Origin of the sequence: Rhodobacter sp. NSM (assembly GCF_052244495.1) — a bacterium.
Taxonomy (GTDB): domain Bacteria; phylum Pseudomonadota; class Alphaproteobacteria; order Rhodobacterales; family Rhodobacteraceae; genus Cereibacter_A.
Map to the genome: position 1 here is coordinate 36,429 of NZ_JBQPXH010000004.1, position 21,379 is coordinate 57,807.

The 21,379-nt window shown below is 69.3% G+C and carries 18 protein-coding genes; 8 read left to right on the top strand and 10 right to left on the bottom strand.

Going from position 1 to position 21,379, the window contains the following annotated elements:
• The first annotated feature begins 191 nt into the window (after window positions 1-191).
• Entirely contained in the window at window positions 192-1,688 is a 1,497-nt protein-coding gene (locus tag ACTVZP_RS09780) for an alpha/beta hydrolase (protein WP_443211968.1), read from the top strand.
• Window positions 1,689-1,790: 102 nt separating this feature from the next.
• On the opposite strand, the gene epmA is transcribed toward ACTVZP_RS09780, so the two are convergent.
• The gene (gene epmA / locus ACTVZP_RS09785; protein ID WP_443211969.1) at window positions 1,791-2,828 is read right to left on the bottom strand and encodes an EF-P lysine aminoacylase EpmA; all 1,038 of its coding nucleotides are present in this window, start codon (window positions 2,826-2,828) and stop codon (window positions 1,791-1,793) included.
• 102 nt (window positions 2,829-2,930) lie between these two features.
• Here epmA and efp point away from each other — a divergent pair, with 102 nt between their 5' ends.
• Entirely contained in the window at window positions 2,931-3,497 is a 567-nt protein-coding gene (efp, locus tag ACTVZP_RS09790) for an elongation factor P (RefSeq protein ID WP_443211970.1), read from the top strand.
• A 92-nt stretch (window positions 3,498-3,589) separates the two neighbouring features.
• On the opposite strand, the gene ACTVZP_RS09795 is transcribed toward efp, so the two are convergent.
• From ACTVZP_RS09795 to uxaC, 8 genes are all read right to left on the bottom strand, one after another.
• The gene (locus tag ACTVZP_RS09795) at window positions 3,590-4,984 is read right to left on the bottom strand and encodes a mannitol dehydrogenase family protein (protein WP_443211971.1); all 1,395 of its coding nucleotides are present in this window, start codon (window positions 4,982-4,984) and stop codon (window positions 3,590-3,592) included.
• Entirely contained in the window at window positions 4,974-5,699 is a 726-nt protein-coding gene (gene kduD / locus ACTVZP_RS09800; RefSeq protein ID WP_443211972.1) for a 2-dehydro-3-deoxy-D-gluconate 5-dehydrogenase KduD, read from the bottom strand. The genes ACTVZP_RS09795 and kduD overlap by 11 nt, the downstream gene beginning before the upstream one ends.
• Window positions 5,696-6,520: a 5-dehydro-4-deoxy-D-glucuronate isomerase gene (gene kduI, locus ACTVZP_RS09805; RefSeq protein WP_443211973.1), complete on the bottom strand. Its 825-nt coding sequence runs from the start codon at window positions 6,518-6,520 to the stop codon at window positions 5,696-5,698. The genes kduD and kduI overlap by 4 nt, the downstream gene beginning before the upstream one ends.
• Before the next feature lie 139 nt (window positions 6,521-6,659).
• The gene (locus tag ACTVZP_RS09810) at window positions 6,660-6,962 is read right to left on the bottom strand and encodes a cupin domain-containing protein (protein WP_443211974.1); all 303 of its coding nucleotides are present in this window, start codon (window positions 6,960-6,962) and stop codon (window positions 6,660-6,662) included.
• Between the two features lie 7 nt (window positions 6,963-6,969).
• Window positions 6,970-8,250, bottom strand: a complete 1,281-nt coding sequence (locus ACTVZP_RS09815) for a TRAP transporter large permease (RefSeq protein WP_443211975.1) — start codon at window positions 8,248-8,250, stop codon at window positions 6,970-6,972.
• Window positions 8,251-8,252: 2 nt separating this feature from the next.
• Window positions 8,253-8,798, bottom strand: a complete 546-nt coding sequence (locus ACTVZP_RS09820; protein ID WP_443211976.1) for a TRAP transporter small permease — start codon at window positions 8,796-8,798, stop codon at window positions 8,253-8,255.
• A gap of 61 nt (window positions 8,799-8,859) precedes the next feature.
• Window positions 8,860-9,837 (bottom strand): TRAP transporter substrate-binding protein, encoded by a 978-nt coding sequence (locus ACTVZP_RS09825; RefSeq protein WP_443211977.1) that lies wholly within the window; start codon window positions 9,835-9,837, stop codon window positions 8,860-8,862.
• A 25-nt stretch (window positions 9,838-9,862) separates the two neighbouring features.
• Window positions 9,863-11,269 carry a glucuronate isomerase gene (gene uxaC / locus ACTVZP_RS09830; protein WP_443211978.1) on the bottom strand — a complete coding sequence of 469 codons (1,407 nt, stop codon included), beginning with the start codon at window positions 11,267-11,269 and terminating at the stop codon, window positions 9,863-9,865.
• 102 nt (window positions 11,270-11,371) lie between these two features.
• On the opposite strand from uxaC, the gene ACTVZP_RS09835 reads away from it, so the two are divergent.
• Together ACTVZP_RS09835 and ACTVZP_RS09840 are read left to right on the top strand one after the other, a co-directional pair.
• Window positions 11,372-12,088 (top strand): GntR family transcriptional regulator, encoded by a 717-nt coding sequence (locus ACTVZP_RS09835; protein WP_443211979.1) that lies wholly within the window; start codon window positions 11,372-11,374, stop codon window positions 12,086-12,088.
• On the top strand, window positions 12,070-12,978 hold the full coding sequence (locus tag ACTVZP_RS09840) for a sugar kinase (RefSeq protein WP_443211980.1): 909 nt from the start codon (window positions 12,070-12,072) through the stop codon (window positions 12,976-12,978). Before ACTVZP_RS09835 ends, ACTVZP_RS09840 begins: the two co-directional genes overlap by 19 nt.
• Before the next feature lie 162 nt (window positions 12,979-13,140).
• On the opposite strand, the gene ACTVZP_RS09845 is transcribed toward ACTVZP_RS09840, so the two are convergent.
• A complete protein-coding gene (locus ACTVZP_RS09845) occupies window positions 13,141-14,565 on the bottom strand; it encodes a hypothetical protein (RefSeq protein WP_443211981.1) in 1,425 nt (474 codons plus the stop codon).
• Between the two features lie 741 nt (window positions 14,566-15,306).
• On the opposite strand from ACTVZP_RS09845, the gene ACTVZP_RS09850 reads away from it, so the two are divergent.
• Genes ACTVZP_RS09850 through ACTVZP_RS09865 form a run of 4 tightly spaced genes read left to right on the top strand, consistent with a single transcriptional unit; the run spans window position 15,307 to window position 21,337 of the window.
• On the top strand, window positions 15,307-16,524 hold the full coding sequence (locus ACTVZP_RS09850; protein WP_443211982.1) for a trypsin-like serine peptidase: 1,218 nt from the start codon (window positions 15,307-15,309) through the stop codon (window positions 16,522-16,524).
• Complete coding sequence (locus ACTVZP_RS09855; protein WP_443211983.1) at window positions 16,524-17,615, top strand: trypsin-like serine peptidase; 1,092 nt, start codon at window positions 16,524-16,526, stop codon at window positions 17,613-17,615. Before ACTVZP_RS09850 ends, ACTVZP_RS09855 begins: the two co-directional genes overlap by 1 nt.
• 3 nt (window positions 17,616-17,618) lie before the next feature.
• Complete coding sequence (locus ACTVZP_RS09860) at window positions 17,619-18,911, top strand: hypothetical protein (RefSeq protein ID WP_443211984.1); 1,293 nt, start codon at window positions 17,619-17,621, stop codon at window positions 18,909-18,911.
• Window positions 18,908-21,337 carry a DNA/RNA non-specific endonuclease gene (locus ACTVZP_RS09865; protein WP_443211985.1) on the top strand — a complete coding sequence of 810 codons (2,430 nt, stop codon included), beginning with the start codon at window positions 18,908-18,910 and terminating at the stop codon, window positions 21,335-21,337. The genes ACTVZP_RS09860 and ACTVZP_RS09865 overlap by 4 nt, the downstream gene beginning before the upstream one ends.
• Window positions 21,338-21,379: the final 42 nt, after the last annotated feature.

Sequence of the window (21,379 nt, forward strand, 5' to 3'; positions counted from 1 at the left end):
GGTAATCAGGCAGCCGGACGACCTCCGGCCGATTGACCTGCCGACCTTCGGCCGGGCGACGGGATGAGCCCTGGACAGCAGAGCGGTTTCCCTCAAGTCGGGGACCGGCTTGACCTTCGGGCAAGGGGACGACTTGACCTTCGGTCGGGGGACGGGGAGAACCATCGGCAATGCCATTGCCGGAGGTTCCCTTGCCAGCGCCCCTGTCCCGCCCGAGGCTCGTCACGGCCGCCCTTGCCGTCGTGGCGATCCTGCTCTCGCTCGTCATGCTGGAACGGGCCCGCACCGGGATCGAGCGCATTCCCATGACCGTGGGCGTCACGCCCGCCACGCTCTACCGGCCCGCGGATGCCGCGCCGGCTCCGCTCGCGGTGGTGGTGCACGGTTTCGGCGGCTCCCGCCAGATGATGGAGGCGATCTCGCTCACGCTGGCGCGGGCGGGAATGGCGGTCGTGTCCTTCGACTTCCACGGGCAGGGCCGCAGCGTCGTGCCCATGTCGCCCGACGCCTTTCCGGACGAGCAGGGATCGAGCGGCACGACCGTCCAGCTGGTGCGGCAGACACTCGAGGTGATCGAGGCTGCCGAGGCGTTGCCGGGCGTGCAGGGGCCGGCCGCACTCGTGGGGCATTCCATGGCCACCGACATCCTCGTGCGCGCGGCGGCGCGGCGCCCGGCGACGGGACCGGTGGCGCTCATTTCGGCCTATTCGCGCGAGGTCACGCCCGAGACGCCCGCAAAACTCCTGATCCTCTCGGGACAGCGCGAGGGCGGCCTGCGGGAGGTGGCCCTCGGCATGGTCCGGCAGGTGGCGCCCGAAGCGGCCGAGGGAGAGACGGTGCGGGCGGGCGAGATCGAGCGACGGGCCGCGGTCGCGCCCTATGTCGGCCATGCGGGCGTGCTCTGGAGCCCCGCGACGCTGCGTGAACTGCGCGACTGGCTCGCGCCCGGCAGCACCGCCCCGGTGGCCGCCACGGGGCCGTGGATCCTGCTTCTCCTCGCCGGTCTCGTCGCCCTCGTCTGGCCTGCAGCCGCCCTGCTGCCGAACCGCCGCCGCAAGGCCCTCGCGATCGGCTGGCCGTTCTTCCTCGTCCTTCTCGCCCTGCCCGCCCTGCCCGCGGCGTTCCTGTCGCTGAACTTCGGCGCCTCGGTGCTGGGACTTGCCGGCGTCGGTCGGATCGCGCTGTTCTTCGGCATCTGGGGGCTGCTGCAACTTGCCGTCCTGGCGCATTACCGGGGGCTCGACCGGCGGATCGACGGGCCCGCGCTTGCGCTGCTCATGGGCGGGAGCCTGATCTTCGCCTTCGCCATGGATCGCTATGCCGCAGCCTTCCTGCCCACCGGTCCGCGGCTGCCGCTGATGGCCCTTCTGGCGATCGGCACGCTGCCCTTCATGCTCGCCCATGCCCATCTTGCGCACAGGGCGGGATTCTGGCGGCGCCTTCTCCTTGCGCTGGCGCCCGTTCTGGCGCTCGGCGGCGCCATTGCGGCCGAGCCGGAGCGGCTTGGCCTCTCCTTCACCGTGGTGCCGGTCTTCCTGCTGTTCCTGCTGGTCTTCGGAACGATGGGCCGGTGGGTCAGCCGCTTCACCGGGCCGGCGACCGTCGGAATCGGTCTCGGGCTGATGCTTGCCTGGTCGATCGCCGCGTCGACGCCACTCTTCGGCGCCTCGTCGCGGCTCATCTACTGACGGCGCGCGGGCCGCATCCGTCGGCGACGCGACGTGACCTTTCGCCGTCGGCATCCTCGGGGCGTGTGCCGCCCGCGCCGTCGCCGTCGGCCATGGCGGGTCTCAGCCGACAGGTGCCCAGATCACCTCGTCGATCCGGGGCGCGCCGGTGGCCAGCATCACCAGCCGGTCGAAACCGAGCGCGATGCCGCTGGCGGCCGGCATGAGGGCCAGCGCGGCGAGGAAGTCCTCGTCAAGCGGATAGGTCTCGCCGTAGATCCGCTGCTTCTCGGCCATCTCCGCCTCGAAACGGCGGCGCTGCTCGGCCGGGTCGGTGAGTTCGCCGAAGCCGTTGGCAAGCTCCACCCCGCAGGCATAGAGCTCGAACCGCTCTGCCACCCGCGCATCGTCGGGCGCACGGCGGGCGAGCGCCGCCTCGGCCGCCGGGTAGCGGTCGAGGATCGTGGGCCGGCCGTGACCGAGATGCGGCTCGACCTTCTGGACGAGCACGCGGCTCAGCATGTCCGACCAACCGTCGTCCGGCCCCGCGGAGAGCCCCGCCTCCGCCATCGCGCGGCGCAGCGCGCCCGCGTCGGGCAGACCATGTTCGTCCACCGTGGCCAGAAGGTCGATGCCCGCATGGCGCGCGAAGGCCTCGGCCACCGACAGCCGCTCGGGCGCGGCAAACGGATCGCAGGTCCGGTCGCGGAAGCGCAGCTCCCTCGCGCCTGCCGCCTCGGCCGCCAGCCGCAGGAAGGCCGCGCAATCCGCCATCAGCACCTCGTAGCCCTCGCCCGCCCGATACCACTCCAGCATGGTGAATTCCGGCGAATGGAGCACGCCCCGCTCGCGGTTGCGCCAGACATGGGAGAAGGCCGCGATCCGCGTCTCGCCCGCGGCCAGCAGCTTCTTCATCGCAAATTCGGGCGAGGTATGCAGGTACATCCGCCGCCCCTGCCCGTCGTTGCCGATGGCTTCGGTGGCAAAACCGTGCAGATGCGCCTCGTTGCCGGGCGAGACCTGGAGGGCGGCCGGATCGACCTCGGTGAAGCCGTTCCCGGCCAGCCAGCCGCGAATGGCGGACTGGATGCGGTTCCTCGCCAGCAGGAGGGGGCGTCGGTCGGCGTGACGGTGGGGCTGCCACCAGGATGAGTCGGACATGCGGAGGCTTTCGGCTGGAAATTCCGGCGCGGATGGGATAGGCGCACGGCCAATCCCGCGCGCATGCCCGCGCGCCCTCCGCCTATCACAAGGATTGCACCCGTGAAAGTCATCGCCTCGAGCCTCCGCAAGGGCAATGTCGTCGACATCGACGGCCGGCTCTATGTCGTTCTCACCGCCCAGAACTTCCACCCCGGCAAGGGCACGCCGGTGACGCAGGTCGACATGCGCCGGATCTCGGACGGCACCAAGGTCTCGGAGCGCTGGAAGACGACCGAACAGGTCGAGCGCGCACATGTGGACGAGCGCGAGTATGACTATCTCTATGAGGACGGCGAGGGCTTCCACTTCATGGAGCCCGAGAGCTACGACCAGGTCGTGGTCTCTCCCGATGTCGTCGGCGACGGCAAGGTGTTCCTGACCGAGGGGATGCGCGTCTATCTCCAGACCCACAACGACGTGGCGATCTCGATCGAGTTCCCGCAGAAGGTCACGGTCGAGATCACCGAGACCGAGCCTGTGGTGAAGGGCCAGACGGCGTCTTCCTCCTACAAGCCCGCCATGTGCACCAACGGGCTGCGCGTGATGGTGCCGCCGCATATCTCGGCCGGCACGCGCATCGTCATCAACACCGAAGACCTGAGCTACGTCGAGCGCGCGAAGGACTGATCCTCGCGCCTGCTCTGCCGGAGCACTGTCGCCGCATATGCAGAAGGGGCGCCCCGCGAGGCGCCCCTTCCTCATTCCGGGAGAAGGCTGAATTACGTCCCGGAAATCTCCTCGGCCGCGCGGCGGGCGCCGACCTCTTTCAGCCGGGCATGGGCCGCAGCCACCCCGGGAGCGATCTGCGCAGCCAGCGCCTCGGGGAAGACGGCGCGAAGCGCGAGAAGCGCCTCCACCCCCTCGGCCGCCCGCGCGCGGAGATCGTCCGCCAGCGGATCCTTGACCTCGATGGGCTGGCCCTTCTCGTCCGTGCCCGAGACGTAGCGCATCCAGCCCGCCACCGCGAGCAGCAGCCCCGGCGAGGCGCGCCCTGCCGCAAGGTTCTCGGCCAGAGTGCCGAGGATGCGCTGCGGCAGCTTCTGGCTGCCGTCCATCGCGATCTGCCAGGTGCGGTGCCGGATGGCCGGATTGCGGTAGCGCGCCAGAAGCTCATCCGCATAGGCCGCGAGGTCCACTCCCGGCGGCGGCGTGAGCGCCGGGATGATCTCGTCCCGCCAGAGATGCTGCACGAAAGCCGCGAAGACCGGATCGGCCACCGTCTCCGAGATCGTCTCGTGCCCGGCGAGATAGCCCAGATAGGCGAGCGAGGAATGGGTGCCGTTCAGCATCCGGAGCTTCATGTGCTCGAAGGGTGTAACGTCCCCCACGAGCTGCACGCCCACGGCGCCGAGATCGGGGCGAGCGCCGTCCACGAAATCGTCCTCGACGACCCACTGGCTGAAGGGCTCGTGCATCACGGGCAGGTTGTCCTCGATGCCTCGCGCCCGGAGCCGCGCGATATCCTCGGGCTTGGTCGCGGGCACGATGCGGTCGACCATGGTCGAGGGGAAGCGCCCCTCCGCCGCGATCCAGTCGGCGAGCGCGGGATCGAGGCGGCGGGCGAGATCCAGCACCACGCCGCGGACGACGCGCCCGTTCTCGGGGAGGTTGTCGCAGCAGAGCACCGTGAAGGGCCGGAGCCCTGCCGCCCGGCGCCGCTCCAGCGCGCGGACGATGTAGCCCGGCGCCGAGCGCGGCAGCGCTTCGGCGATGTCATGGGCGATGTCGGGGTGATCCGGGTTCAGCGCGCCCGTCGCCGGGTTGTGGCAATAGCCCTTCTCGGTGACGGTCAGGCTCACGATCCTGACGCCCGGATCGGCCATCGCGGCCAGCACCGCCTCGGGATCCTCGCGGGCCACCAGCACCTGCCGCACGGCGTCGATCCGCCGGACCGTCTCGCCCTCCGGCCCCTGCTCGACCGCGTGATAGGCAAAGCCCTGCGGGGCCAGCGCGTCGTGCATCGTGGGCGACTGGAGGCTCACGCCAAGGATGCCCCAGTCGCCGCCTGAGGCCTCCATCGCGCGGGCGACATAGACCGCGCCATGGGCCCGAAAGAAGGCGCCGAGCCCGAGATGGACGATGCCAACGCCTGCGGGGATCGGATCAGCGGGCAAGCCAGCCTCCATCGACATTGAGGATCGCGCCATGGACATAGGCGGCGGCGGGCGAGGCAAGGAAGACCGCGGCGCCCGCGATATCGTCCGCGCGGCCCCAGCGCCCGGCCGGGATCCGCTCGAGGATCGCCCGGTTGCGCGCCTCGTCGGCACGGAGCGCCTCGGTGTTGTTAGTCTCGATATAGCCCGGCGCGATGGCGTTCACATTGATGCCCTTCGCCGCCCATTCGTTGGCGAGCAGCTTGGTGATCCCCGCGACGCCATGTTTGGCGGCCGTGTAGGAGGGCACGCGGATGCCGCCCTGAAAGCTCAGGAGCGAGGCGATGTTCACGATCCGCCCGCCCGTTCCACGCGCCAGCGCCGCGCGGCCGAAGGCCTGACAGGTGAAGAACAGGGCCTTGAGGTTCACATCCATCACCGCGTCCCAGTCCTCTTCGGTGAAGTCCACCGCATCGGCCCGCCGGATGATGCCGGCGTTGTTCACGAGAATGTCGATGCGCTCGGCCTCGAAGACGTCGCGCGCGGCCATCGGGTCGGCGAAGTCGAGCCGCAGCTCGCGCCCGCCGGTCCGCACCACCGTCTCGGCGCAGGAGGAGCGGCCGGCGGCGATCACCTCGGCCCCCGCCTCCGCCAGACCCACCGCGATCGCCTGTCCGATCCCGGTATTGGCGCCGGTCACCAGCGCGCGCTGGCCCTGAAGCGAGAAGGAGATCACCGCAGATCCTCCATCGCCACCATCTCGACGTCGCGGTAATCGACGTTGTCGCCCGCCATGGCCCAGACGAAGGTGTAGGAGCCGGTGCCGCAGCCGCAGTGGATCGACCAGGGCGGCGAGACCACGGCCTCCTCGTTCTTCATCACCAGATGCCGCGTCTCGGAGGGCTCGCCCATGAAGTGGAAGACGCGGGCCTCTTCGGCGAGGTCGAAGTAGAGATAGGCCTCCATCCGCCGATCGTGGACATGGGCGGGCATCGTGTTCCAGACCGAGCCGCCGTGGAACTGGGTGTAGCCCACCACGAGCTGGCAGGATGGCATGACCTCGGGGTGGATGAACTGGTTGATGGTGCGCTCGTTGGCGGTCTCGGGCGAGCCGAGCTTCACCTTCTTCGCATCCTCGAGCTTCACGAGCCGCGCCGGATGGGCGGTATGGGCAGGCGCGGACAGGATGTAGAACCGCCCCTCGCCTGCGAAGGTGACGGGGCCCGCGCCCATCGGCAGGTAGAGCACGTCGCCGCGGCCCATCTCCCAGCTTTCGCCTCCCGCCGAGACGGTGCCGGTGGCGCCCACGTTCACCACGCCCATCTCACGCCGGTCGAGGATTGAGGCGGTGCCGGTGGGCTTCACCTCGTCGAGGACGAGCGGCTCGCCCGCGGGCACGGCGCCGCCCACGATCATGCGGTCGTAATGGGTGTAGACGAGGCGGATCTCGCCCGAGCGGAAGAGCTCGCCCATGTGGAAGGCCTCGCGCAGGCCCGCCGTGTCGAGCTGGCGCGCGGAAACCGGGTCCATCGCGTGACGGATTTCGACATGGGTCATGGGAAACTCCTTTCTGGGGATCGCGCCGCCACAGGAGATCCCGGGGCGGCAGGAAGGGGACGGCCCCGCAGTGCCCCCGCCGCCATGCGGAGGGGCTTGCGGGACCTCTTGGGAAGAGCGGGCGCTCCCACGCAGCGCGTCAGAGGAAGTCGTCGCGCCGGGGCGCGAAACTGTCGATCAGGGTTCCCGCCTCGAGGCAGCGGCAGCCATGCTCGATCCCCGACGGGATCATCAGGCTCTCGCCCGGGCCGATCTCCTGCGTCTTGCCCGCGAGGACGAAGGCGAAGCGGCCGGACTGGACGAAGGTCGATTGCACATGCGGATGGCTGTGCAGCTTGCCCTCGGCGCCTTCCTCGAAGCGGAAGGCCACCAGCATCAGCGCGGGATCCTCGGCGAGGACCTGGCGGGTCACTCCGGGATCGGTGGGAACGACAGGATACATGGGCACCTCAGCGGAACTGGGCCGGCAGCCAGAGCGACAGCGCCGGGATGTAGGTGACGAGCAGCAGGACGCCCACCGCCGCACCGTAGAAGGGCCAGATCGTCCGCATCGCCGTCCAGATCGAGATCCGTCCCACGGCGCAGCCGACGAAGAGGACTGCACCAACGGGCGGCGTGCTGAGACCAATCCCGAGGTTCAGGATCAGGATGACACCGAAATGCACCGGGTCCACCCCGAAGGCCTGCGCCACCGGCAGGAAGATCGGCGTCGTGATCACGATCAGCGGCGACATGTCCATGAAGGTGCCGAGCACGAGGAGCGCCACGTTGATCAGCAGCAGGATCACCAGCGGGTTGTCCGACAGCCCCTGCATGAAGGCCACGAGCGCCGTCGGCACCTTCAGATAGGCCAGAAGCCAGCCGAACGAGGCCGCGCATCCGATCACCAGCAGCACCATCGCCGTCGTGCGGACGGCTCCGATGGTGGCGTGGACGAACTCGGACCAGTTGAGCGTGCGGTAGACGAGGATCGTCACGACGAGCGCATAGACCACCGCGATATTGGCGCTTTCAGAGGCCGTGAAGATGCCCGAACGCACGCCCCCGAAGATCAGCGCGACGAGGATCAGGCCCGGCACCGCGCTCACGAAGATAGCCCCGAGGGCGCGCAGGCCCGGGAAGCGCTCGGTGGGATAGCCGCGCCGGCGGGCGACGAAGTAGGCCGCCACCATCAGCGAGATCGCGAGGACGAGGCCGGGGATGATGCCCGCGGTGAAGAGATCCGCGATCGAGATCCGGCCGCCCGCGGCGATCGAATAGATGATCATGTTGTGCGAGGGCGGGATCATCAGCGCGATGATCGAGCCCACGACGGTCAGGTTCACGGCGTAGTCGACGCCATAGCCGCGGGCCTTCATCTGCGGCACCATGAGGCCGCCCACCGCCGAGGCATCGGCCGCGGCCGAGCCCGAGACGCCGCCGAACATGACCGAGGCCACGACGTTGACCTGCCCGAGGCCGCCCCTCAGATGGCCGACCAGCGCACCGGCCAGCGCCACGAGCCTCCGGGCTATGTCGCCCCGGACCATCAGGTCGCCCGAGTAGATGAAGAAGGGGATAGCCATCAGCGCATAGACCGAGACGCCCGAGTTGAGGCGCTGGAACACGACGACCGGCGGCAGGCCGAGGTAGAGCACGGTCATGAAGCTCGACACGCCGAGGCAGAAGGCGACGGGGGTGCCGATGAGCAGCAGGAAGACGAAGCTTCCGAACAGGATGAAGAGCTCCAACGTCAGGCCCCCGTGGTCGTGGTTTCGGGATCTTCCGGCGCATCCTCGCCGAAGCGGGCGGTGTGGAGCCCCGCGGCCCGGCGCAGGACGCGCTCGATGGAGAAGAGGACGAGCAGCGTGCCGCCCGAGATCAGCGGCGCGAACTCGAAGCCGCGGCTGATCCCGAGGCCGGGCATGAGGTCGTTGGCGGCCCGCGCGGCGAGAGACCAGCCATACCAGGCCATGCCGAAGCCGAAGGCCGCCACGAAGAAGTCCGAGATCGTGTGCAGCCAGGGCGCGACCGATTTCGGCAGGAAGTAGAGCAGCACGTCGAAGGACAGGTGATAGCCCTCGCGCACGCCGACAGCGGCGCCGAGGAAGATGAACCAGCCCATGATCATGACGGCCGCGGGTTCGGCCCAGTGCAGGCTGTCGTTCAGCACGTAGCGCACGAAGACCTGCGCGAAGACGAAGACCGTCATCAGCACGAGCCCCCCTCCCGCGATCCACAGCGCGATCCGCGCCACCCAGCCCATGACGAGGGCGAGCTTCTTCAATCCGTCCTGCACGGTTGCACCTCGCCGGATGAGGGCCCCGCGGCGCGGGCGCGCCACGGGGCCGCAGGTCAGGTCACTGGGTTTCCTGGATCCGCTTCACGAGATCCTGGTATTCGGGCTTGGTCACGTATTTCTCGTAGACCGGCGCCATCGCCTCGATGAAGGGCGTCTTGTCGATCTCGCGCACGACTTCGGATCCCGCGGCGAGCACCTTCTCTTCCGACGCCTTCTCCTGCTCGGCCCAGAGCTTGCGCTGCACCGGCTCGGAGTCCTCGGCCGCCTGACGGAGGATCTGCTGGTCCTCGGGCGAGAGCTGGTCCCACTTGGTCTTCGAGATCGCCACCAGCTCGGGCACCATCAGGTGCTGGTCGAGCGTGTAGTACTTCGCCACCTCGAAATGGCCCGAGCTGTCGTAGGACGGCCAGTTGTTCTCGGCCCCGTCGATGACGCCGGTCTGGATCGAGGAATAGACCTCGCCATAGGGCATCGGCGTCGCATTGGCGCCGAGCGCGGACATCATGTCCACGAAGACGTCCGACTGCATGACGCGGAACTTCATGCCCTTCAGGTCCTCGACCTTGGTGATCGGCTTCTGGCTGTTGTAGAAGCTGCGCGAGCCGCCGTCGTAATAGGCCACGGCGATCAGGTCCTTGGCCTCGAAGGCCTTGGCGAGATCGTCGCCGATCGGGCCGTCCATCACGTTGTGCATGTGCTCTTCCGACCGGAAGAGATAGGGCAGCGAGAGCAGCTGCGCCTCGGGCACGATGTCGTTGAACGAACCGAACGAGGCGCGCACCATGTCGATCACGCCGAACTGGGTCTGCTCGATCGTGTCCTTCTCCTCGCCGAGCTGCGACGAGGGGAAGACCTCGATGCAGATCCGGCCGTCCGACAGCTCCTTCGCGCGCTCGGCCATGAACTTGACGCCCTCGACGGTCGGGTAGCCGTCCGGGTGGGTGTCCGAGGACCGCAGCGTCACCTCGCATTCGGCGAAGGCCGGTGCCGCGAGCGCGGCGCTCGCCAGCAGGGCCGCCATCAGTGTCTTCGTCATGGTGTCTCCTCCCTTGATGATCGTGTCAGAGCCTGTAGGCCTCTTTCGCGAGGCGGTAGGCCAGATCGTGCGCCACCTCGGGCGCCTCTTCCTCGTCGAGGCGTCCGGTGGCGACCAGTGTCGCCAGGAACGCGCAATCGACCCGGCGCGCCACGTCGTGACGGGCCGGGATCGAGCAGAAGGCGCGGGTGTCGTCGTTGAAGCCGACGGTGTTGTAGAAGCCCGCCGTCTCGGTCGTCATCTCGCGGAAGCGGCGCATCCCCTCGGGGCTGTCGTGGAACCACCAGGCGGGGCCCAGCTTCAGCGCCGGATAGACCCCGGCCAGCGGCGCAAGTTCCCGCGCATAGGCGGTCTCGTCCAGCGTGAAGACGATGACGGTCAGCCGCGGATCGCCCCCCACCGCCGACAGGAGCGGGCGCAGCGCGCGGACGTAATCGGTGCGCGTCGGGATGTCGAAGCCCTTGTCGCGGCCGAACCGGTCGAGCACGGGCCGGGAATGGTTGCGGAAGCTGCCCGGATGGATCTGGAGCACCAGACCGTCCTCGAGGCTCATGCGCGCCATCTCGGTCAGCATCTGGCCGCGGAAGGCGTCGGCCTCCTCGGGTGTGCAGGTGCCCGTCAGCGCCCTGGCGAAGAGCGCGGCCGCCTCGGCCTGCGGCATGTCCTCGGTCCGGGCCGTCGCATGGCCATGGTCCGAGGATGTGGCGCCGAAATCCTTGAAATACGCGCGGCGCTTGCGGTGGGCGGCCAGATACCCCTCCCAGGTGGCGGTATCCTCGCCGGTCAGGTCGCCCAGCTGCGCGACATTCTCCGCGAAGCCCGCAAATTCGGGATCGACCACCGCATCGGGACGATAGGCCGTCACGACCCGGCCCTGCCAGCCGCTCTCGCGGATCATGCGGTGCCAGCGCAGGTCGTCGAGAGCGCTTTCCGTCGTGGCAATGGCCTCGATCCCGAACCGCTCGAAGAGCGCGCGGGGCCGGAACTCGGGCCGGGCGAGGCAATCGGCAATGTGGTCGTAGGCTGCGTCCGCCGTCTCGGCCGAAAGCCGGCGCGACAACCCGAACACCTCGGAGAAGGCGTGGTCGAGCCAGAGCCGCGAGGGCGTGCCGCGAAAGAGGTGGAAGTTCGAGGCGAAGAGCCGCCAGATCTTTCGGCCGTCCGTTTCGGTCGGGCCGCCGTCCACCCGCGGCACCCCCATCGCCTCGAGCGGGATGCCCTGCGAATGCAGCATCCGGAACACGTAGTGGTCCGGAGTGACGAAAAGCTGGGCGGGATCGGGAAAAGGCTCGTTCTCGGCGAACCAGCGCGGATCGGTGTGGCCGTGCGGCGAGACGATCGGAAGATCCTTTACCGACGCGTAGAGCGAGCGGGCCAGCGCCCGGGCGCCCTCCTCGACCGGAAATAGCCGATCTTCCTGCAGCAGCCCCATTGCCTTCCGCCTCCTCCCTGCGTCAAGCCTCAGAAAACGGTGGCATTCGGCCGCCGTGTCTGACTAATATGCTAGTATGCTTCACCTGTCAACGGAGTGGACATGACCGACGCGATCACGCTTCCCACCCTCGAGGCGCCCGCCCGCCCCTCGGTCACCGATCAGGTGTTCGACCAGCTCTACGACCGGATCATCGAGCTCGACCTGCCGCCCGGCACCAAGCTGTCCGAGGTCGAGGTGGCGCGGCAGTTCGGCGTCTCGCGCCAGCCGGTGCGCGATGCCTTCTACCGCCTGTCCAAGCTCGGCTTCCTCGCCATCCGACCCCAGCGCGCGACGACGGTTTCGCAGATCTCGACGCGCAGTGTCATGCAGGCCCGCTTCATCCGCGCCGCCATCGAGGCCGAGACCGTGCGCGTCGCCTGCGAGCATCTGACCGCGGCCGACCATGCCGCGCTCTGGGTTCTGCTGGATCTGCAGCGCGAGGCCTCGGAGACGGGCGACCGCCTGCGCTTCCATGCGCTCGACGACCGTTTCCACCGCGAGATCTGCGAGAGGTCGGGCTGCGGATTCGCCTGGGAGATGATCCGCGAGAACAAGTCCCACATGGACCGTGTGCGCTACCTCTCGCTGGCCTTCGCCTCGAAGGATGCCTATGAGGACCATCTCGAGGTGATGCAGGCGATCGAGGCGCGCGACGCGCCCGAGGCCATGCGGCGGATGCACCGCCACCTGAACCGGATCAAGATCCAGATCGAACGCATCCGGATGGACCACCAGTCCTTTTTCGCACAGGAGGATACATGCCTGCCGGATCTCTGAGAAAGCACATTGTTTCGGTCGGCGAATGCATGGTCGAGATGGCGCCGACGGGCGATGGGACCTATGCGATGGGCTTCGCCGGCGACACGCTGAACACCGCGTGGTACCTGCGCCGCGCCCTCCCGTCCGGGATGCAGGTGGATTATCTGACGGCGGTTGGCACCGATGCGATCTCTGGCCGGATGCTCGCCTTCCTGGAAGAGGCGGGGCTGGGCACCGACCGGATCGCCCGCATTCCCGACCGGACCGTCGGTCTCTACCTGATCGAGATCGCGAACGGCGAGCGCAGCTTCGCCTACTGGCGCGGGCAAAGCGCGGCAAAGCTTCTGGCCCGCGATGCAGCGGCGCTGGAGGCCGGCCTTGCGGACGCCTCGGTGATCTACTTCTCCGGCATCACGCTCGCGATCCTCGATCCCGCCGACCGGGCACGCCTGATCGAGGCCCTCGCAGCGGCCCGGGCGGCGGGCAGCACGGTGGCCTTCGACCCGAACCTCCGCCCAAGGCTCTGGCCGGATGCGGCGGCCATGTGCGCCGCCATCAGCGAGGCCGCGCGCCACGCCGATATCGTGCTGCCGTCGCACGAGGACGAGGCGACCTTCTTCGGGGATACCGATGCCGAGGCGACGGCCGCGCGCTATGCGGAGGCAGGGGCCGGGCTGGTCGTCGTGAAGGACGGGCCGGGGCCGATGATCACGCTCTCGGCCGAGGGAAGGCAGAGCCACCCGCCGGAAGCCGTGAGCCGCGTGGTCGATACCACGGCCGCGGGCGACAGCTTCAACGCGGGCTTCCTCGCCGCGCATCTCACCGGCGAACCGCTGGCGGAAGCCGTCCGCGCCGGCGCCCGCCTTGCCGCGCGCGTCATCGGCGCCCGTGGCGCGCTGGTGGACTGACGCGCTCGCACATGGAAAGATGCGGGACCATCCGTCCGACGGTCTCATCGACGGGCGGCTTCGGGCGAGGCACGCGACCAGACATTGCCTTGCGGCCGCCCTGCGCCGGAAGGGCAGGTGGCAGAGACCTACAGGTCGTGCCGACAGGCCGCCGTGGCGGTGTCAGCCGTCGATCGGAACCGACTCCGGCGCCGCATCCAGCCTCTCGCCCCAGATCCGGCAGGTCTCTTCCCAGGCAGGCGCGACACCGCGCTTGACGATCACGGTGGCCACCAGCGGCGCCAGGAACGGCGGGCAGCCGATCCCGACGAGGGCCGCCGACATCACCCCCACCAGCCCCGCCCCCGGCAGGTTCAGCGCCGACCGTAATGCCTCGCGGTCGCCTTCACCCGCTTCGGTGCACATGAGGCGGTGCAGCTCGCGCTCGAGCCGGGCCACGACGCCCAGCCCGAGTTCGCGGAAGGGGAATTGCACCGTCTCGGTCACGGCGACCGGCAGTTCCAGCGCGATGGTGTCCCCTGCCGCAGGATCGATCTCGAGGAGAGCCTGCCGCCGCCCGATCTCGGCCACCAGGGCTTCCTCGCCGGCATCGAGAAGCGCGGCCGCCGCCCCCGGCTCGCCCCCGGGCAGCGCGCGTTCGGCCATCGGCATCTCCGGCACCGCGAAGGGGGCGCTTTCGGGCATTCCCTCGACCGCCGCGAGGATCGCGCGCGCCGGACCTGCATAGCCCTGCGACGTCGGGTGCAGCTCGTCATACCAGCCCGCGTCCGGCACGCGGCCGCGGCAGTCCGCAATCATCACGCGTCCGCCGAACCGGCCGGCCATGCCCATCAGGGCCTCGTGGAAGCGGTCGATGAGCACGCGCACGATCTCGCGCTGGATGCCCTTGTCCACGATCCCCAGCGCCGCCATCGGACGGCCGAGCCAGCGGCCCCCGTTCGGGATGACATGGTCGTAGCTGTGGCAGACCACACGCTTCGCCCCGGCACGCAGCGCGCTCTCGATCAGTTCGGCATAGATGTCGATCGTGCCCCTCAGGATGCCGTCAAAGGCCGGGCCGACGTGATGTGCAGGTTCGGAGGCCGGATCGAAGGGCAGCAGATACTTCTGCAACGAGCCGCCGCCCAGCACGTCGTTGCCGCCCCCGCTGAAAAGCACGAGGTCCGGCTTCTCGGCCAGAACCGCGACCGTCACCTCCTCCTGCCGGGCCATGTCGCGCAGGAGGTCACCGGCCGCGCTCACGCAGTAGATCGCCCAGCGGTCGAACAGGTGGTCGATCACGTCGTCGAGCAGGAAGGGATACTGGAACCAGCTGTCACCCTCGGCCACCACCTTGAGGCCGTTCCAGTTGCGGATCTTGCGGGCGTAGCGCTGCTGGCGTCGCCAGCGCGCCACGCCATTCAGCGAGTTCAGCGCCATCGCCGCCTCGGTCGCGGCATAGGCCACACGCGCGGGGTTGGCGACGACGCTCGGCTCGAACGGGGCGCTTTCCAGCGGATCGAGCTGCAGGTAGGGCCGGATGGCCTCGTCCGGCACGTCGGGATCCATCAGCATGGCTTCGAGCTGCGTGCGGTCGATACGGTTCATCACTCTTCTCCCTCTCGAAATGCGTCGGGGCCGAAGGCTGCGCGCTCACAGCCGTCGAGTGGCGTCCCGCCCTGCCCGCGCCCCGGCCGATCATGCGGGACGGCCGCGCAGCCGGGCCGGCACGCCCTCCGGTCGTCATGACCGCCCCCATGCTGGTCATGGTCGCACCCGGTCCCCACGCAGGCGGCGATGGCGCGCCGCCCCGGCGAAACCTTCTTGACCTTGGCGCAGATGTTGCCACCGCTGCCGCCCGAGGAGCGGCTGGCCCTTTCGCCGGCGGGATCGCCTCTTCCGGTGGAAAGCCCGGCATGAAGCGTCCGCCGGCACCGGCGTCCGGCCTTCCATTCTCGGCATGCAAAGATGTCGACAAGATCGACCGCGGTCGGCTCCGCGGCGTTGCAGGCGGAATCCATGGCGACAATGTCCAAGGGCGCTCTGGCACCCGGCGAAAAATCACTTCAGATAGCAGAAGATCCAAGGGAAGCGCTCTGCCTCCGGCTCTCATGGTGAGCGAATCACGCTGGTGCGTCAACATTCAGTGTGATGGCATCTTCAACCAACGGGCGACTGTTCAGCAGGGCCCTTCGCCTGTATCCTGATCCGACAAGACAAAGATCATTTTGATTCCCGAAGCCTGTCCTTTTCGGCCGTTCCGGCCGCGCGGCAGGCAGTCGAAAAAGTCATTGGCGGGTGAGACGCCGTGTGCGTCGGTTCCGCGCCCCTTCCCGGCAGGAGGAGCCGATGGAATGGCACGCGAGACATTCGATCGAGACATTGGCCTTGCAGGTCATGCCGCGCCTGTCGCGCGATGGCGGCCCTCTTGAGGCGGGCGAAGGCGGCGGCAATGGCCCCGACCTCTCGCGCTCCGGCATTTCCGCGCGGATCGAACGTTCCGAGGCCACGCTCCGCAAGGCGATGGAGGCGGGCATCGGCGATCCGGGCCTGTCGGAACTCGCGCTGCACACGCTCGACACCGGCCGTGAGGGGCTGGAACTCATTGCAGGCCAGCGCGACGAGACGCGGGCGCCGCTTGACGAGGTGGTGGCGGCGCTCGAGGTCATCGTGCAGACGGATGGCTCGCGCCCCTCGTTTCTCGTGCGCGAGGACGGCCCCGACTTCTCGACCAGCCCGGCCGGCGGATGGGCGGATCTGCTTGCCGACCCTTTGCGCGAGGCCGAGGTTCACGCGGCACTCTCGGCGGTGGGCCGCATCGACATCACGCATCCGCTGATGCCCTATGCCGGCACCGGCTGGCTGGTCGCGCCCGACGTGATCGTGACGAACCGCCATGTGGCACAGGTCTTCGTGGCCTTCCCCGAGGGCGAGCCGCCCCGCGTCCGGCAGGACCTCGCGCCGCGCTTCGACTTCGGGCACGAGTTCGGCGGACGCGAGAGCGCCGACGCGCGGCCGATCACCGAGCTTCTCTTCTGCGGCGCGACACCGATCCCGCCCGTGGGGATCGACCACGGCTGTCTCGATCTCGCAGCCTTCCGCCTTGCCGCGCCGGTTCCCGACACGCGCCGCCCCCTGGCGCTGGCGGAAGGACCGCGCCTGTCGCTTCCGCAGACGCAGGTCTTCGTCGCCGGCTACCCCGCCCGTCCGGATCCCGCCGCGCTCGGATCGGTATCCGAGACCGACCGGGTGCTGCGGCTGCTCTTCGACAAGCTCTGGGGCTTCAAGCGGCTTGCGCCGGGCGAAGTCACGACCTCGACCATCGGTGTCCGCACCCTGAACCACGACGCCTCGACGCTGGGGGGCAACTCCGGCTCGCTCGTGATGGGCCTCGACAGCCTGCCCTGCGTCACGGGCCTCCACTACGGCGGAAGCTGGGGCGGCAGCCGGACCAACTGGGCGCATGTGCTGGGCGCGATCCTCGAAGAGCCCGGCCTGCCGGACCTGCCCCATGCCACCCTTGCCGCGCTCTGCCTGGCCGAGGGTATCGAGCGCAAGGCCTTCTGATGCCGCTCGACGCCCGCCAGATCGAGAGCCTGAGCGCGGTGCTGAGCCGCCTCTTCACCCATTCCGACCTCGAGCGGCTGATGCTGACCGCCACCGGTGACGGGCTCTACGAGGCCTGGGTGCCGGCAGGGATGACCCTGCGCCGAACCCTCTTCGAGCTTCTGCAGGAACTCGAGCGCCAGGGGCTTGCAGCGCGCGTGCTCGCCGAGATGCGCGAGCGCCGCCCCCTCAGCGCGGACCTGCGCGCGGCACTCGCCACGGCCTGCCCCGAGGCACTGGAGGCGCCGCCGCAGGGCGGTATCGGGCTCGCGCCCCAGGTGGCGGGGGTGCCGGTGCGCGGCCTGCCGGATGACGCCTTCGCACCCGGCCTGCAGAAGAACGTGCGCCCGCATCTGGCCAAGCTCGACCTCGCGATCTGGATCGACCGGCTGGCCGCCATCCGGCGGCAGGTCTGCCGGATCGAGATCGGCCGCCGGGCCGCCGGCACGGGCTTCCTCATCGGGCCGGCGGCCGTCCTGACCAACTGGCATGTCGTGGCGAAGGCCGCCCTTGCCGAGGCTCAGTGCCGGTTCGATTACGTCATGCGCGCCGACGGCACGCGCGAAGCCGGCAGCGCCGTCGCCCTTGCCGCCGATCCGCTGGCCTGCCACGCGCCCCCCGCCCCGGCCGAGATGACCGAACACCCCGAGGATCCGCCCCCTGCTGCGGGTGAGCTGGACTTCGCGCTCCTCCGCCTCGCGGAGCCCGTGGGGGAGCGCGGTTGGCTGCGCCTTCCGGACGCGCCGCCGGACCTTCCGCCCGGATCGCCGCTCCTCATCGTCCAGCACCCGGACGGCGCCCCGATGAAGCTCGCCATGGACACGCAGTCGGTGATCGGCGCCAATGCCAACGGCACACGCGTGCGCTACCGGACGAACACCGAGAACGGCTCGTCCGGATCGCCGGTCTTCACGATGGACTGGGACCCGGTCCTCCTCCACCACTACGGCGACCCTGCCTGGGGGGCGCCGCGCTTCAATCAGGGCGTGCCGCTCGACCGGATCCGGGCCGCGATCCTCGCCGCGGGCCACGCGCCCCTGCTGGAGGGCTGAGCCATGCTTCCCCCTGCCCTGATCGAACCGCTGAGCGAGGAGGTGGCCCGGCTCTTCACCACCGACGATCTCAAGCGGATCATGCTGAAGTCCACCGGGCTCGGCCTTCACGAGGAATGGGTGCCGGACAACCTGACCGGCCGCGAGCGCGCCTTCGCCCTGCTCGAGGCCGTCAGCCGGCAGGACGCCGAGCCGCTGGTGCTGGCCGAGATGCTGGCCCGCCGCCCCGATGCCGCCGATTTCGCCGCCCTCGTCGAACAGGCCTGTCCCGAGGCGCGTGCGGCGCTGCCGGCGACAGGCCGCCAGGTCGAGCAGGTGATCTCGGGTCTCAGCGCGGTGTACTTGCGGCTCGACGAAGCGCCGGTGCGCGAAAGGCTCACGCAATCGCGCGACCGGCTGTCGATGATCGTGGATACGGTGGACAGTCTTGACGCCTACAAGTCACTGCACGAATGCCTGCACCAGATCCAGATCAAGCAGTTCCGCGCGCTGAACGACGCCGCCCGCGCCCTGCCCGAGGATCCCCGGCAGGCGGCCGAACTGCGCGTCTATTGCAACCAGTTGCGCGGGGCGTGCGTCATGGCGCGGAACGCGGTCGAGCAGCTTCCCGCGGCACCGATCCCGCGGGCGACCGAGACGCTCTGGATCGACGCGCTCGAGGCCGCGGCGGCGCAGGTCCAGGATGCCATCGATGCGGTCGATACGGCGGGTGCGCGGTCGGCGCTGCGCCAGATCCGCTGGATCATCCAGAACACTCCTCCGCGACTGAACAGCCTGATTTTCGCCACAGCGAGCGCCCTGCCGCTCGATGACCTCGCCCGCGCGCTCGAGGACGTGGCCGGTGCGGGCGGAGGCGAACCGATCCGGACCGCTCTCCGGTCGCTGCGCCTGATCATCCCCACGATCCGGTCCGAGGTCGTCGAGCACCGCGAATGGCAGGAGGCCGACATCCGCATCACCGAGCTCGACCAGCTCTTCGAGCGGGCGGGCAACGGCGTCGATCTTGTCGAGGAGTTTGCCGCGGTCTGGATCGAGCTCAAGTCCATGGTGCAGGAGCTTGCCACCCGCGATCCCGAGGCGGCCTGGGCTCGGCGCATCCTCAGCTATCTGGAGGACGTGGATGACGCCCTCGCGCGCGAGCAGGCCGATGCGGGCTTCGAGGCGGTCTATTCCGCCTTCCGGGGCGAGGCGCAGATCCGGTTCCTGACAGTGGATTCGCGGCTGAAGGGCGACTGCACGGCGCTGGTGCGCATCAGCATGCCTCTCCACAAACTGCTGGCGGAGCTCGGCCCATGAGGAACGGCGAGCCCGAGCGCTTCGAGAACGTCCTCGAACTTCAGACGGCGCATCTGGCCCTGATGCAGCGGCAGCAGGACCAGCGATCGGCGGGCGGAGGGCCGGTGGACGAGGCGGATATCACCGCGTTCCTCGATCGCGTGCGGCGGACCGGCACGGTGCTTGCCACGCATGCCGACCGTCGGATCGCGCAGAGGGTGCTCGACTACTGGACCGCCGACCTGCTCGATGCGTCCCGCGGCTACGGCGGGCCGGTCACCACGGAGAGCCTCCTCCCTTACGAGCCCGTCGAGAAGACCGAGGAACGCGCAGCCCTTGCCGAGGGACGCGGCACGAGGGAATACATCCGCCTCGCAGCCCAGGCGCGGCAGTGGCGCGACACCCGCTCCAGCGGATATCTCCTTTCGGGCAAGGCACTTCGGTCCGCGGAGCGTTTCGGCCGCGATCCGGAAATCGCCGACCTGATCACCGCGAGCCTTGCCGAGGAACGGCGCGAGGCCCGGCGGGCGCGGCGGCGCAAACGGATCGCCGCCGTCCTGACGCTGGGACTCGTGACGGCGGTCGCTCTCGCCGGGCTGGCATCCCTCCGGGCGAATTTCGCAGCCGAGACGGCGGCAGCGTTTGAAAAGACCAACAGGGCGCTCTCGGACGACAAGGCGATCCTCGACTGGACCGTGGCCGCTCTCGATCAGGAGCAGCAAATGCAGGTCGAGCAGCGCCAGGTCGCGCTCGCCAATGCCACCGAGGCGCGCAGCATCGCCCAGAGCCGGATCGGCGCGCTGGCCCAGCGGCAGGCCGAACTCGACGCGGCCCGTGGGGCGCTGGCCGACATCGTCGTGTCCGAGCGCCTTTCGCTCTCAAGCGTTCCGGACAGCGTGCGCGAGGACGTGCTGCGCATCCTGGCGCTGAGACTGGCCGAGGGGCGGCTCGATCCGTCCGCCCTCGCGCCGGACGTGAATGCGGCGCTTGCACCGGTCGCAGCAGAGGTCAGCGGCACGGTCTTCAATCTGGACCTGAAGGGCTACGACCCCGATTTTCTCGGCCGTCCGCTGCCGCTGCCAGGCCTCACGCCGCTTGTGGAAGGCGCAACCTATCTCGGCGGAGAGGCGGTGCCCTACCTCCACCACAGCGTGATCTACGACCGGCTGCGGCCGTCGTCGCTGATCTCGGCCGTCAACTTCGACCGGGCGGCACAACTGGTCCTGCCGGCGACCAGCACGCCGATCGAGCCAGATCCCCGACTGCCGCCTCAGTTGCGCCCGGATCCCTCGCGCTTCGACGGCGGTCTCGTCTCCGTCGACTACGTCGATCGCGCGATGATCGCTTGGGGGGACTTCGACAAGGGCGACCCGGTCCGCGCGGCGCGCATGCTGGACCAGTCGATCCAGATCCATCTGAACAAGGCGCCCGTCCATCCTGCAACGGCGGATGCCTGGTCGCAGGTCGTCAGCCGGATCCGCGAGATCCACAACAGCTCGGCATCCCGCGTCAGCTTCTTCACCGGTCCCATTTTCCGCCGGGGCGAGAGCAAGGTGCCCGCGTCGCTCTGGCTGATCGCCGTGTCGCTGCGTGATCCGGTCTGGGTGCCGAAGGGAGAGGTGCGTCCCTTCGTGGCCGAAGCCTTCCTGATCCCCAACCGTCCCGATACGCCGACCGAGCAGCCCTGGCACTTCGCCATCACCGTCGACGGGATCGAGCGCGCGACGGGGCTGCGCTTTCCCTCCGAACTCGTCGCGGCGGATCGCGGGCGGGCCATCGTCAATGCGACCGAGGGCGACCGGCTGGCCGGTCGCGCGATCGACCTGAACGCGCCGGCGGCGGACGTGCGCCGGAGGGCGATGCACGACCTTGTTCAGGCGCTTGAAAGCGAGCGGCTGGCCGGCTCGGAGCAGGCCAAGATCGTGAGCCGGCTGATCGACATGCTGGCGAACACCCAGAAGCTTCGGACCGAGGCCCGGATCGGCGTCACGAGCCTGCTGGCAGGATTGCCGCCGGAGATCTGGTCGCGCTCCGACTGGATCTGGCTGAAGGGCAAGGCGCGGCGTGCCGTGGTGCTTGCCCGCGAGAACGTGCCGGGTCCCGAGGAGGGCGCCCTGCTCGATCGGCTGGCCCAGACGCTGGGGCTCGACATGCCGCAGCTGCGGACGGTGATGATCAGCTATGCCTCGCTGCGGCCGGATACGGCGCAGGACATCGGGAACCGGATGAAGAAGCTCGGCTGGAACGTGCCTTCAGTCGAGTGGGGCGCAGATGCGAGGGGCATGAACGAGGTGCGATACAACCCGCAGGAGCCGGGCGCCGAAGCGGACGCACAGCTGCTCGCCGCCGACCTCATGGCCGCCGGACGCACCGTGGCGCGGCCGGTGGCCGATGCGCGTGTGGACCGACACGCGCTGCATGTTCTGATCGGCGGCCAGATGCGCTGAAGGCGGGGCAGGCCCATGACTCCCGGTATCGAGACGGCGCCC